At 50.2% G+C, this 13,244-nt stretch carries 11 protein-coding genes; 4 read left to right on the top strand and 7 right to left on the bottom strand.

Annotation, left to right across the window (positions count from 1 at the left end; all coding sequences use genetic code 11):
- Nucleotides 1–226: 226 nt before the first annotated feature.
- Nucleotides 227–1,417, top strand: coding sequence for a pyridoxal phosphate-dependent aminotransferase (locus SPSPH_RS02955; RefSeq protein WP_075753082.1), 1,191 nt, complete (start codon nucleotides 227–229; stop codon nucleotides 1,415–1,417).
- Between the two features lie 88 nt (nucleotides 1,418–1,505).
- On the opposite strand, the gene SPSPH_RS02950 is transcribed toward SPSPH_RS02955, so the two are convergent.
- Nucleotides 1,506–2,219, bottom strand: coding sequence for a L,D-transpeptidase family protein (locus SPSPH_RS02950; RefSeq protein ID WP_075753080.1), 714 nt, complete (start codon nucleotides 2,217–2,219; stop codon nucleotides 1,506–1,508).
- A 105-nt stretch (nucleotides 2,220–2,324) separates the two neighbouring features.
- Nucleotides 2,325–2,801: a YhcH/YjgK/YiaL family protein gene (locus SPSPH_RS02945; RefSeq protein WP_075753078.1), complete on the bottom strand. Its 477-nt coding sequence runs from the start codon at nucleotides 2,799–2,801 to the stop codon at nucleotides 2,325–2,327.
- A 226-nt stretch (nucleotides 2,802–3,027) separates the two neighbouring features.
- Between SPSPH_RS02945 and SPSPH_RS02940 the strand changes: the two genes are divergently transcribed.
- The 3 genes from SPSPH_RS02940 (at nucleotide 3,028) to SPSPH_RS02930 (ending at nucleotide 6,682) form a co-directional block, all read left to right on the top strand.
- Nucleotides 3,028–4,344: a sensor histidine kinase gene (locus tag SPSPH_RS02940; protein ID WP_075753076.1), complete on the top strand. Its 1,317-nt coding sequence runs from the start codon at nucleotides 3,028–3,030 to the stop codon at nucleotides 4,342–4,344.
- Between the two features lie 152 nt (nucleotides 4,345–4,496).
- Nucleotides 4,497–5,183, top strand: a complete 687-nt coding sequence (locus SPSPH_RS02935; protein ID WP_075753074.1) for a response regulator transcription factor — start codon at nucleotides 4,497–4,499, stop codon at nucleotides 5,181–5,183.
- Nucleotides 5,184–5,428: 245 nt separating this feature from the next.
- Nucleotides 5,429–6,682 (top strand): flagellin, encoded by a 1,254-nt coding sequence (locus SPSPH_RS02930; protein WP_269147919.1) that lies wholly within the window; start codon nucleotides 5,429–5,431, stop codon nucleotides 6,680–6,682.
- Nucleotides 6,683–6,729: 47 nt separating this feature from the next.
- Here SPSPH_RS02930 and SPSPH_RS02925 read toward each other — a convergent pair whose 3' ends face one another.
- The 5 genes from SPSPH_RS02925 to flgK (SPSPH_RS02905) are packed head-to-tail and all read right to left on the bottom strand — an operon-like array spanning nucleotide 6,730 to nucleotide 13,240.
- Nucleotides 6,730–7,146, bottom strand: coding sequence for a hypothetical protein (locus SPSPH_RS02925; protein WP_075753072.1), 417 nt, complete (start codon nucleotides 7,144–7,146; stop codon nucleotides 6,730–6,732).
- 13 nt (nucleotides 7,147–7,159) lie between these two features.
- The gene (gene fliD, locus SPSPH_RS02920; protein ID WP_075753070.1) at nucleotides 7,160–9,055 is read right to left on the bottom strand and encodes a flagellar filament capping protein FliD; all 1,896 of its coding nucleotides are present in this window, start codon (nucleotides 9,053–9,055) and stop codon (nucleotides 7,160–7,162) included.
- A 27-nt stretch (nucleotides 9,056–9,082) separates the two neighbouring features.
- Nucleotides 9,083–10,141 carry a flagellar hook-associated protein FlgL gene (flgL, locus tag SPSPH_RS02915; RefSeq protein ID WP_075753068.1) on the bottom strand — a complete coding sequence of 353 codons (1,059 nt, stop codon included), beginning with the start codon at nucleotides 10,139–10,141 and terminating at the stop codon, nucleotides 9,083–9,085.
- Between the two features lie 14 nt (nucleotides 10,142–10,155).
- Entirely contained in the window at nucleotides 10,156–11,700 is a 1,545-nt protein-coding gene (gene flgK / locus SPSPH_RS02910) for a flagellar hook-associated protein FlgK (protein WP_075753055.1), read from the bottom strand.
- Between the two features lie 37 nt (nucleotides 11,701–11,737).
- A complete protein-coding gene (gene flgK / locus SPSPH_RS02905) occupies nucleotides 11,738–13,240 on the bottom strand; it encodes a flagellar hook-associated protein FlgK (RefSeq protein ID WP_075753053.1) in 1,503 nt (500 codons plus the stop codon).
- Nucleotides 13,241–13,244 lie beyond the last annotated feature (4 nt).

Here is a 13,244-nt window from a genome sequence, read left to right as displayed (position 1 = left end):
CAATAAATATTCCGGCAATTCCTGCTTCCCGGGAATGTACCGGTTTTGTCTCCCGGAAACATTCGTGCCGGCAGCAGAATCGTTTTTAAATAAAATTGCTACATCTGTAAAGCAATAGTTTCTTCCCGGCGAACTAAAATAAATCAGAAATAGACTGGTCCTGGAGGAATTTAATATAACCTCGCGAATATTATTTACATCAAGTTTAGAAGGGGTAACTACAAATATGAAACTAGCGCATCGTCTAACTCAGCTTGGCACCGAAAATGCTTTTGAAGTACTCAATGAAGTTAACCGTTTAAAAACGGCAGGCCGCGATATTATTAGCTTCGCCATCGGTGAACCTGACTTTGATACTCCGGAACATATCAAACAAGCAGGCATTACGGCCATTCAAGATAATTTTACCCATTACAGTCCTTCAGCCGGTATCTTACCGCTTAGAGAAGCCATTGCCGGCTATATTGCCAAAACCCGCAGCCTATGTGTAAACCATGATGAAGTGGTGGTGACCCCCGGCGGCAAGCCGATTATCTACTATGTCCTGCATGCACTGGTGGACCCGGGTGATGAGGTTATCTATCCCAACCCTGGCTTTCCCATTTACGAATCGGTTATCCGGTTTACCGGCGGCATACCTGTTCCGGTCCCCATTCTCGAGGAAAAGGATTTTAGTATCGATACTGCCGAATTAGAAAAGCTGATCACCCCCAAAACCAAGCTGATTATTTTAAACAGTCCGCATAACCCTACCGGTGGCATGCTTACGGCCAAGGATTTAGCGCATATTGCCGACCTGGCTCGCCGCCATGACTTATGGGTATTGTCTGATGAAATCTATAGCCGGATTACCTATGGCGGAACCTTTGGCAGCATAAGTTCACTGCCTGGCATGCAGGAAAGAACCATCATTCTTGACGGCTTTTCCAAAACCTACGCCATGACCGGTTGGCGGCTGGGTTATGGCGTTATGAACAAAGAACTGGCTGTCCATATTGCCCGCTTGATTACCAACTGCGAATCCTGCACTAATACCTTCGTGCAGTTGGGCGGTATTGAAGCTTTGACCGGTCCGCAGGACTTTGTTGACGGCATGGTTGACGAGTTCAAGGCCAGGCGCGATTTAATTGCCGCCGGTCTGAACAGTATTCCCGGGTTCTCCTGTAAAATTCCCAACGGCGCCTTCTATGTCTTCCCTAACATAACGGAGGCATGCAGGCGATTGGGGCTGCCTGACGGCAAAGCCCTGCAGCAGCACCTGCTCTATAACGCCAATGTCGCGGTACTGCCACGCTCGGCGTTTGGCAAGCGCAACAGCGGCGAAACGCAGGAATATCTCCGCTTCTCTTATGCAACCTCCTGTGATACGATCGCAGAAGGTCTGGAACGTATCGAAAAGGCTATGCGCTTATCGTAAGGCAAACAGCCGCTCTCTGCAACTTTTCAGTTCCCGAATCATTACCAGGCACGCTCCTGGCGGCAAATGCCGCAGGAGCGTTTCTGCTTCATAGTTTAAGCAAATTCATGGTTTTTTCATCAGTAATGCCGGTTTCCGGCAGCCGGTTATCCCGCTGAAAGGCCCTGAGAGCAGCTTCGGTATCTTTGCCGAATACGCCTTTGGCCCGCTCCTGGTAATAGCCCAGGGCCACCAGCTTAAGCTGTAAGACAACAACATCCGGACCGGCGGTCCCCCGCCGCAGCACCCTTGCGATTTTAGGCTTGGGACCAATAATGTCAACCGGCGTACCGATAGGCACCCAGCCATACAATTCCTCCGAATCGGCATTGCGCATGCGAATGCAGCCATGGCTGGCAAAACTGCCGATTGACCAGGGCGCACTTGTGCCGTGGATACCGTAGCTTCCCCACGAAATATCCAGTCCCATCCAGCGGGTCCCCATGATTTCACTGGGGCTCCAGCCTTTGTACACGATGTTCCATTCTCCAACCGGCGTAGGTGTCGCTTGTTTACCGACAGCAACCCGGTAGCGTTTGAACAGCTTATCATTATCATACAGTTCAAGCACGCGGTCATAGATCCGTATTACCAAGCGCATCTCACCTTCCGGTGCTTTGGCCGGTGTACTGACCGAGTAATTCAGAGCGGCAGCATCCATATATTCGAACAACCAAATCCCGCCAAACATGATAAACAAGGTTGCAATAATGATACCAAAGCAGTTTTTAGCCCTTTTGGCATTCCAACAAAAAAAAGGCATCAGCACTGCCCCCTTCGGCATTTGTTATTACTATCATATTAGCGGCAGTTGCTGCCCATGCTTATAAAATTGGCCGGTGGCTGAATCTTATCAATATTTTTTTGCTTATTTAAGATATTGATCTGCTTTAATTTTCACTACCACTTTCCGGACAGTAAGGCCAGGTTTGCTTACACAGGAAGGGCGATGGATATCCCATGGAAAGAATACGGCAAACATGCCGCTGGAAACTTTTATCGCTATTTCGTCTTTTACCGCCGAATAAAAGGTAGCGTCTCTTTCCGCCAGATACCCTTCCGGCTCCGCTGTTCCGCTGGCGATGTCGCCAAAACCCATGATTTCTTCGCCGGAAACGATATATTGAATGTCGATATATTTACTATGGGTTTCGGCTTTACAATTCTCTTTTACGTCAGGTACATACTCCGCAACAATGGCGTACAGGGCATCGCCATCAATAACATGTTTCCCCAAAGCAATTGTTGAAAAATCGGTATCTCTTAAATACTGCAGCCCCTTTTGCAGCAAGGGCATATTCAACCCGGCTTCTTTATCCGCGTTTTTGATATAACCTAATATCATCTGCCTACACTCCTAATTGCTATTTACTATGTATATGTAACTAATACGCTTATCGACGGCAAATTCCTCCCACAACCAACTGAACGCGCGGCTTCCGCTTTCCCGTTATGATAGCAGGGCACAGAACACAGCCACTATCCCAAGCAGGAAAAGCTTCTCAAAATGTAGTATAATCTACCAAGTGCCACCACTTTCAAAGCCGAAGTTCATCTAAGGAGAACCCAGCATGTTTCAAAAACTGCGCCTTAAACTTACCTTGATCAATGTTTCCATCATCCTGGTCCTGTTCCTGCTGCTCATTGTCAGCACATATGGCTTCGCGAACATCAACATCAGCAATCGTATTGAGTCAATAGCAAATAAAATCATGGCAGACATTCAGGCAGATATCATAACCGACCTGCCGCTGCGTCGCCTGCCGCCAGGCATCTCACCCGGCAGAAGCCCCGCCGGGGAGCCGCAAAGTACGCCGCCAGGCAGCCGGCCTGCCCCTCCGCCGGGTATGCCCCCCGGGCCTAATTTCTTCTTTGTGAAAACCACTGCAACCGGTGAGGTTATTTTCCAGTCTTCCGGCCAGCCTCATGACGCAGAACAATTGAAGGTGCTAACCGACCAGGTTCTGCAGACAGCCTCACCCCAGGGTACCATTACCATAGCACAAACCGATTATTTTTATCTGCAAGCGCCACTGCTCCATCAGCCGGGACAAATCATTCTGTTTCATGACCTGGCTCAGGAAACCGGCATGCTGCGAACGGTCCTGACCGCGTTGCTGGCTGTCGGTGCAGTCTGCGCGATTCTTTCGTTTGGCGCCAGCTTTTATATGGCCAACCGGGCCATGACACCGATAAAACAAGCCTGGCAGCAGCAGAATGATTTTCTCTCCGATGCCTCTCATGAACTGCGGACACCCCTGACTGTCATTCAAACCAACCTGGAGATTGTCCGGGAAAGTCCTGATGAAACGGTGGCCAGTCAAAGCAAATGGCTGGATAACATCCAGGAAGAATCCATCTGTATGATGAACCTGATTAATTCGTTGTTGTTCCTGGCCCGGGCCGATTCGGCACAACAACCCTTGCATAAAGAACCCTTTGCTCTCAGTATGACTCTCTTGCAGGCAGCCGCTCCGTTTGAGGCAGTTGCTATCCGCAAGAAAATATTCCTTGATGTAAGCTCCCTTGCCGCACCTGTGATTGTGGGTGACGAAGCCCGCATCAAACAGGTCATTGCCATCTTATTGGACAATGGCCTGCGTCACACTCCCCCTGGCGGTAAGCTCCTGGCAGCTTTGTCTCAGTCGGAAGGAAAAGCCGTTCTCACCATTACCGATTCAGGTGAAGGCATTGCGCCTGAGCATTGGGAGAAAATTTTCGACCGGTTCTACCAGGTAGATAAATCACGCAATAAAGGCGGCTCCGGGTTAGGGCTGTCTATCGCCAGATGGATCATCGAAAACCATGGCGGGACGATTGCTGTAACCAGCACACCGGGAGAAGGAACCACCTTTACTGTCCGGCTGCCTGCTCACCCTGACCGCTAGAATCCGTACAGCATTTTATCCAGCTAACTTTTTTCTAATAATTGTATAAACTAAATATATTTTTAACATTTTTCTGCGAGAATATCTATAGCAAACAAAAACCAAGGACGGTAAATTTTCCACAAGGTTGTGACGCCAAAGGATGTCGTTCCATGAAATTATTACTGGTAGAAGACGAAGTCAAGCTGGCCGATTCCCTCTCCCATCTGCTGCGGCGAAATGGTTTTGTCGTTGATGCCGCTCTTGACGGCCAAACAGGCATGGAAATGGCCTGCACCGGTACCTATGACATTATTGTGCTGGACCGCATGCTGCCTTGCCAAGACGGTATTTCTTTACTCAAGGAGTTTCGCAGTCTCGGCCATGAGACCCCTGTCCTGTTTTTAACGGCCAAGGACTCTCCCGAGGACCGGGCCGAGGGTTTGGATGCCGGTGCGGACGACTATCTCATCAAACCCTTCTTCTCTGTCGAATTGGTGGCAAGGCTCAAAGCCTTAACCCGCCGGCGCACCAAAGAGCTGTCAGAAGATCTCCTGGACGCCGGCGATTTTGTATTAAATCCGCTGCGCTGCCAGGTAACCAAAGGCAATGAAGTCATTCAGCTGACCTTAAAGGAGTCACAACTGCTGGAGCTCCTTATCCGCAACTACGGCCAGGTCGTCACCAAAGAGCAAATCATCCAAAAGGTGTGGGGCTATTTTTCCGAAGCCGAGTTTACCACCGTTAACCTCTATATTCACTACCTGCGCAAAAAGCTGAACCTTTCCAACCTGAAGACAGTATGGGGCGTAGGCTATTATTTGCACCAAACACCCAAGAAATTACATGCTTCAAATTAATATATTCATGTAGACCCATTGGCCTTTCAAGGCCGGTGGGTCTATTTTTTTCTCCTGTTGCACAAATCTTTTATACTAAAATATTTTCTTAATAGTTTTCTGAACAAATTCATAATATTGCCGCCCGAATTTTATAGTAGAAAATCCAAAAGGAGGGTAGCCCAAACCAACAGCTGATTTTTGTTCCATTATAGTGCTCTGTCGGCACGGAAGCTTACTTTTTCAAAATCAAGGAGGAATAACAAATGGGAATGGTTATTAATCACAATCTGTCAGCTTTGAATACTTTTAACAAACTCAATACCAACAACACGCTGATGAATAATTCGCTGGAGAAGCTGTCTTCCGGTTACCGGATTAACAGCGCGGCCGACGATGCGGCCGGCCTGGCCATCTCCGAAAAAATGCGCGGCCAGATCCGCGGTCTTGACCAGGCCAGTGCCAATGCCCAGGACAGCATTTCCATGGTGCAAACCGCCGAAGGCGCGCTCAACGAAACCACCGATATTCTGCAGCGCATGCGGGAGCTTGCCGTCCAGTCGGCCAGCGACACCAACACCGATGATGACCGCACCAATATTCAGGACGAGATGAATGCCCTGGTAACGGAAATCAACCGGATTGCCAGCACTACCGAATTTAACACCAAAAAGCTGCTTGACGGTTCTATGAGCACCAAAATTGCTGCCAGAGCCAACATTCAGTCGAATGCGGCCATCACCGATGGCGGTTCCGCCCTTAGCGCCACATCGTCGGTGCTCACCGACCTGACCGATACGGCAGGCAACTCGCTCGGAATCAAAGAAGACGATACCGTTACTGTCAGTTATATGAAAAATGGTGAATTGGTATCAACCGACGTTACGGTAACAGCCACCACCGACCTGGCCGCTCTTGCCGGCGCTGATTTTGGCTTATCTGTCGATACGGACGGAAATCTGCTGGCAACAGCCTCAGCCGACGGCACGGCAGCTGCCGTTTACGGCCTCACCATTACCGTCAGTTCTACCGATACGGAGGGCAATGTCACCGTCAATACCAAAGCCACCAACGCCCTCTCGGCTTTTACCCAGACACAGTCAGCCAAAGACGACAGTGTTGAAGGCACCGCCACGGTCCTTATCGGGGCCAATACCGGCCAAAGCATCAACATCTCCATTGACAACATGAACGCGCAATCCCTCGGTGTGAACGGCCTTGATGTAAGCTCACAGAAGGCGGCCGATATTGCCATCAGTGTTATTGACACCGCCACGGGAACGGTTTCCTCCATGCGCTCCAAGCTTGGCGCCATTCAGAACCGTCTGGAGCATACTATTAATAACCTGACTACTTCCAGCGAAAACCTGACTGCAGCCGAATCCCGCATCCGTGATGTTGATATGGCCTCAGAAATGGCCAATTACACTAAATTAAGTGTTCTCAACCAGGCGGCAACCGCCATGCTGGCCAAAGCCAATGCCCAGCCCCAGCAGGTACTGACGCTGCTGCAAGGCTAATAAGCAATAATAACCCCCTCCTTCACCGGGAGGGGGTTATTATTGCTTCAGCCCTTGACGCTTAGCCGTCCCCCCGGATGCGGCGCCCAGGAGCCGGTATAGCCGGTTTGCAGGCGCTGCGCTGCCCGGAGTTCGCGCAATTCACCGGCAATCTGCTGCTGTTCGGCGGCCGCAGCCTGCAAGGTCTGCCGATAGGCAGTTACCAGGGCGGTTTGCTGTAACGCCAGGTCTTTGGCAACAGCCTGGAATCCGGCAGGCTGCTGCCAGCCATTGACCTGGCTTGCCAGCAGGATATTGATGGCCGACAGTTCCTCAATCAGCCTGCCCATTTCCTGCAGCACCCGCTTCAGTCCCAGCATATTGCGTTTGGGGATAAAACGCTGCAGCTTTTCTGTATTGGCAGTCATTTGGCCCAGAAGTTCCAACTTCCGGGCCAAATGCCGCTCAGCGTCTAATGACTTCACTTTGTCCAACTCCTTAGGAATCCGACACATAGGATGCCAGTGCCGACAACTGGGAATTCATGGTGCTAATATAGGTCTCCAGGCTTGTGTATTGGGAATAAAGACGTTCTGACAACGCTTCGAGGCGATCCTCTTCTTTTTCAATTCGTTTTTTCAGTTCTGTCAGCTGATCGCTCAGGCTGTTGTCACTCTCGGTGGTATCATTTTCAATCCCGGCCTTTTCCAGCAGCTTGCCTTTGTTACCGGAGCTATCCCGCAGGGTGGAAACATAGTCTGACAAGATATCATAAATCCGGTAGCCAAGCCCCTCTTCACTATACCGCACCGACCGCTGACCGGCATTGAGTGAGCGGACGGTACTTGTGCCGGAATGTGTGGTGGATGACTGGGCAAACAGATTGGCAATAGCCTCCGGCTCGCTTTGGATGGCCTCTTTCAGCGTATCTTCGTTAATATACAGCTTTCCCTGTTCGTCATAAGTGCCGGTAGTAATGCCAATGCGGCTTAGATTCAAATCAGCTACCGAACTCATGAGTGCCGAACGGATGCTTGTCAGCATGGATTTTAAGGTGGAATCACTGGCCAGCAGCCCGGTTTTAGCCTTGGTATTCCATTTCTCAATCTCGCTTTCCGACATTTCGGCTTCCTGGTCTTCTGTCAGCGGCGGATAATCGGAATCATATTTCTCAGACAGCGCAGTATTAATTGTGGCAATTAACTCATTATAGGCGGTAACAAAGCTGGAAATATTGTTGTAAATGGCGTCAACATCCTGCGTTAAGGTGACTGTGGCAGTATCGGAACCACTGGTAACCTGATTTAGCGTATAGGTAACACCCTCAACCGTCACGGTATTGGAACTGCGGGTCAGACTGACACCGTCAATGGTCAGCCTGGCGTCAGTCCCTGCCGTCGTTGTGCCCAGTGCCGCCGCCAGGAAGGTGCTGCCGTTCTCAGACACGTTTAGCATATTGCCTGCACCTGTCGAGTTGGCTGTCAGGGTCAATTGATCGGTAAGCTCATTATAGGCCATGGTGACACCGGCATCACTTTGATTGATGGTGCTGATCATACTGGAAAGCGTGGTATCTTTGTCAAAAGAAAAGCTGACACCATTGATGGAAAATTCTACCTGATCATCATCAAACGTAAATGCCGTGGCCATACTTTCTGCCAATTCTGCCAGCGTCAAAGCAGTACTGATCCGGTTAGATTGCCCGGCCGTAAGTCCCAGTGAACCTAAAGCACTTGCGCCGGTCGCCGGCGCGCTGAGCGTAAGCTTCTGCACACCGCTGCCCTCAACTGCCGCCATTGTCAGATAGCCGCCATCTTCCGTAACAGTTACCTTGCCTGTCCCGACAGCAGCATCAACGGCCGCCTGCACATCGGCAATATCAGTACTATCTGAGTCCAAAGTAACAGTATATTTGGTACCGTCAAGAGTAATCGCAAAGCTTTTGCCTGCGGCTGCCGTATAATCGGCAGCCGACGTTCCCGTAATATCGCCGGAGAACCTGCCGCTTGTTGTCATACTGGCCGCGGTGGCCAGTTGACTGACAGATACGCTGTGTGTGCCGGCAGCGGCGCTGCCGGTAGAGGATGCAGTAACCGCCGCACTGCTGCTGGTAACAGCAAAAGCCTGGAAAGTTTTTTTGCTGATAATACTGCTGGAAGAGGTAAGATCAAAATACTTACTCTGAAACTGTTGAATATTGCTGATAATCTCCCGGTAAGACTCTTGCCGCCATGTGGCCAGCTGCTCCTTTTGCTTCAGCCGGTTCAATTTGCTTTTATTGGCTGCCATCAGCTGCTCCACAATGGAGTCAACATCAATACCTGAGGACAAACCGGTAATCCGGCTCGTGCCATTGACAGTGGTAGCCGTGACGCTGCCGCTTGAACTTGCCATCTATACCACCTCCTCTATTTCTTTAGATTATCTCAGAAAATCCACCAGCGATTTACTCATGACAATGGAGCCGACCGACAGCGACGCATTATACACCGACTGGGCGGTAGTCAGATCGGTTGAAGCCAGCGCGATATCGGCATCCTCGTTATTGCTCATCAGTGCAGTGTAGGTTTCCAAATTGGAAGCAAGGCGCGACTGTGCCATTTCGGCATACTTCATCCTGGCTCCCAAATCAGTTTGTGCCGTGAGGATGGTATTCAAATTCCCTGATAAATCGGTAAGAAAATCATCCATGGCAAATCCGGTGGTTGCGATGGTAACAGCACCTGTCGCCGGATCGGTCGCAGCGGTTTTATAGCTGTCACCGCCATCCAAACCGATTAGAATTTTACTGATGGTGTCAAACAAATTGCCGGCACCGCTGCCTGTTACATCCTGCCCCTCCACATTCACTGCCAGACTTGTACCAAACCCTACATTATAAAAGATTTTCTGATCGCTGCCGGTATCTGTATAGGCTGCATTATTAGTGTAATAATCGGTAATATCGGCATCATCCACTGAAGCGTCGACCGTGGCAGTAAGCGTATTTCCTTTGAAATTTACCATACTGACCTCAGTACTGCCGATAGTAACCGTTTCCAGCGAGTACGGGGGCTCATCGGTGTCATAACCGGCAAATACATAACGCCCGGCGTACGAGGTATTGAGATAGTCTATGGCTGTTTGCTGCAATTGCAGCACTTCACTCTTGATATCTGCCAAATTACTGTCGTTTAATACATCGCTGGAGGCCTGGGTAACCAACTCCTGCAACCGCTGTACCACATCTGTCAGACCATCCAGCGCGGAGTTAGTTACCTCCTGCCAGGATACGGCACTCTCGACGTTTTTCTGGTATTGCTCAACATTAGCAACATAGCTGCGGTATTTGATAGCCCGCGTAGCAATAATGGGATCATCGGACGGCAGTTGAATCTTAGATTGCGTTGACGATACCTGCGAGGCTTTATTCAGCCGCTCCATGTTCTTATTGATATTCCAGACAGTGTTGGCCACCATCATATTGTTGGTAACACGCATACTATCCCTCCTGCCTAGTCAGATGAGACCATATTAATGGTTGTGGCATAGATTTCACTCCAGGTGGATACCATGATCGCCGATGCATTATAGGCTTCCTGATATTTTGTCAGATTAGCGGTTTCTTCATTGGTAGAAACGCCGGATATTGACGCGCGGCGTGTATCAATAGTGTTGACAAGCGAGCTTTGCTTGCTGGCCATTGTCTGCATATATTCACTACCGGTACCCACGGTGGCAATAATTGAGTTCATAAATTCCAACGGTGTGCCGGTGTTGAACATTTTGCTGTCTGCCAGCAAATCAATCAAATCCCTGAGGTTTTCGCTATTTTCCGCACCGCCGGCAGCAGAAGCGGCGGCAATGGTATCGACATCGGCCAGCACCTCGGCCGACAGCGAAATATTGGCGGCCGTGATATTGGCATAAATGCCGGTTGTATCGGTACCGCCGGCCAACAGGTCGGCAGTTGACAGACCATCATAGGAAAAGAAGCGGGTACCTGTCGAGCCATCCAGCCCCACCCCGCCGGCATGACCGGAATAATAGGAAGTGCCGTCGGCAAAAATACCTTCGTTAAAGGCCTTAGCCAGTGTCTGAGCAAATTGATTCAGTTGATTGATATAATACGGGATACCCTTATAGGCCGAACCCTCGCCGGTACCGTCCCGCAGGTCAAGATACGCCTTCAGCTCGCCGCTGTCCGGGGTAAAGGAAGTGCCGGTGTCCTGCCAGCGGATGCCGTACATGCCGTCCTGATTGCTGCCATCGGTAATTTCATAGCATTCCAGATTTCGCGCCATACCATTATTGACCAGCGTTTCGCCATTGACAGTGATGGACAGCACCATATCATCACTGCCGTCAGCCAGCTTACCCACGGCTGTTTGTGTTACATTCACATCAACCAGTCCGGAAAGCTTGTCAATCAGCAGGGTACGCTGATCCTCCAGGTCGTTGGCTGAAGCACCACCGGCGGCAGACACCCGGATTTGTTCATTCAGGGCGGCAATCTGCTTGGCATAAGAATTAATCTGTTCAACCGTGATCTTCACTTCACTATTGCTATCTTCCCGCAGCTGAGTTAAAGTCGCGGACGTACTATTGAGATACTCACAGAGCTCCACGCCTGCTTGCTGCAAAGCTACTCTGCTGGAAGAACCGCTGGGATCGGTGGATAAATCTTCTAAGGCAGAAGAAAAATTGTTAATGGCCGTGGTAAAAGCACTGATATCCTCGGTTTCGCCAAAAGCTGTCTCCACCTCTGTCAACCGGTCGGCTTTGGCTTGGATCTCACCCAGACTGCTGTTATTCTGCCAGTATTTCTGATCCAGCCGGAAACTCCGGACACGCATAACGGCTTCCACTTCCGCGCCGGCACCGATAATATACTTACCGTTATAGATAGCGGCAGGTGTAACCGCTACCTGTTTTACCTCCTGACGTGAATATCCTTCGGTATTCACATTACTGATGTTATTGCTTGTCACCAGCAAAGCGGCGCTGCTGGCATATAGTCCGCGGGAAGAAATGCTAAGCCCGGTCCATGTCGAATTCATCTAATCCCCCCTTTTTTTTAAAATAAGCGGCTAAGGTTTAACCTAGTTCAGCAATTAGATCGGCAAGCAGACCGTCCATCACGCTCAAAACCCGGGCTGATGCGGCGTAAGCATTTTGAAAGGTAATCATATTTGACATTTCTTCGTCCAAGGATACCGTTGAAATGGACTGCCGCTGATTATCAACCTGTGTAGCCAAAGCTGACTGGGTATCGTAGTAATCCGAAGCATCACTGCCTGCTGTCGACAACCAGGAAATTAGTGATTGATAAAAAGCAGTGCCGTCCTGGGACAAACCGTCAAAGGTATAGATGCCGGCACTGCTTAAGTCACAGATGGCCGCCGCCACCGTGTTATCACCCGCAGCCCCGCTGGCGCCGGCCGCCAGCTTGTTAAGATCGCTGACAATAGCGGGATTTACCTGGATGTTGGTGCTGCTTAAAGGCTGACTCGAATCAATAGCGACAAAGAAATCGGTGCCGGTACTGCCATCTAAGCCTGTGCCGGCACTGTGCAGGGAGTTGAGTTTAACCGCCAGGGTGGTGATGAGAGTATTCAAGCCCTGCCGCAGATTACTAAGAGAACTGGTAGCGCTGGCCGTATAAGTATAAACCTTGCCGTCCTGATCCGTATCCAGGATCAACTCCGGGTCAATCGCCCCAATCCCTGTTTGATCGGCATCTTCCAGACAAGCCTTTAAAGTACCGTTGGTAATACTGGCTCTGGTGCCCGTGTCTGCCCAGCGCACTACGAGCGGGTCGGCCGTCGATCCGTCTCCCGCCAGACTCAGTTCATAGCTTTTATTAAGGCTTACCAAAGCCACGCCGCCAATAAAGACAGTAACCGAGCCATTGGCCTGTTCTTGTGTGCTAAAATTTACATAATCGGATAATTGATCCAATAAATAATCCCGCTGGTCCCGCAAATCACTGGCCTCGGCATCGGCGGCTTCGGCCCTGACAATTTGCAGGTTGAGTGCCGCCACCTGGTTGGCAATACTATTGATATCGTCCACAATATCTGCAGCCGAATTGCAGGCATCCTGTTGCAGCGCAGCCAGTTGCTCATCAATGGAACTCAGCGTATCCAGCAAGGTAGCGGCGTACTCGACCACCGCCTGACGATTGGCGATATTGCCGGCATCTCCCGCTAATTCTTCCCAGCTGTCGAAAAAGTTCTGAATGGTTTGCTGCAAACCATCGCTGCCTGAGCCGTCAGTTGCCGAAAACTCGTCAAGAATTTCCTGCGCATAAGTAAGCATGCCGCTTTTGGTGCTCCAATAGGAGGCTGAGGCATTTTTGTCATGATAGGTGCTGTCCAGCAATTGATTACGCGCCCGGCAAACTTCGACAACAGCAACTCCCGCCCCTATTGATGTCTGGCTGGAGATGGGAACTATCTTTTCTGCACTGTTGATTTGCTGGCGGGAATAGCCGCTGGTATTGACATTGGACAAATTCTGGCTTGTCACCGTCAAGGCGCTTTGATTGGCATACATCCCGGAATACGCTATACTGTAGCCGCCGAAAGTTGAGCCCATAATC

Origin of the sequence: Sporomusa sphaeroides DSM 2875 (assembly GCF_001941975.2) — a bacterium.
Classification (GTDB): Bacteria; Bacillota; Negativicutes; order Sporomusales; family Sporomusaceae; genus Sporomusa; species Sporomusa sphaeroides.
Note: the sequence above shows the minus strand (reverse complement) of the source record. Positions and strands in the feature narration are given on the sequence as shown.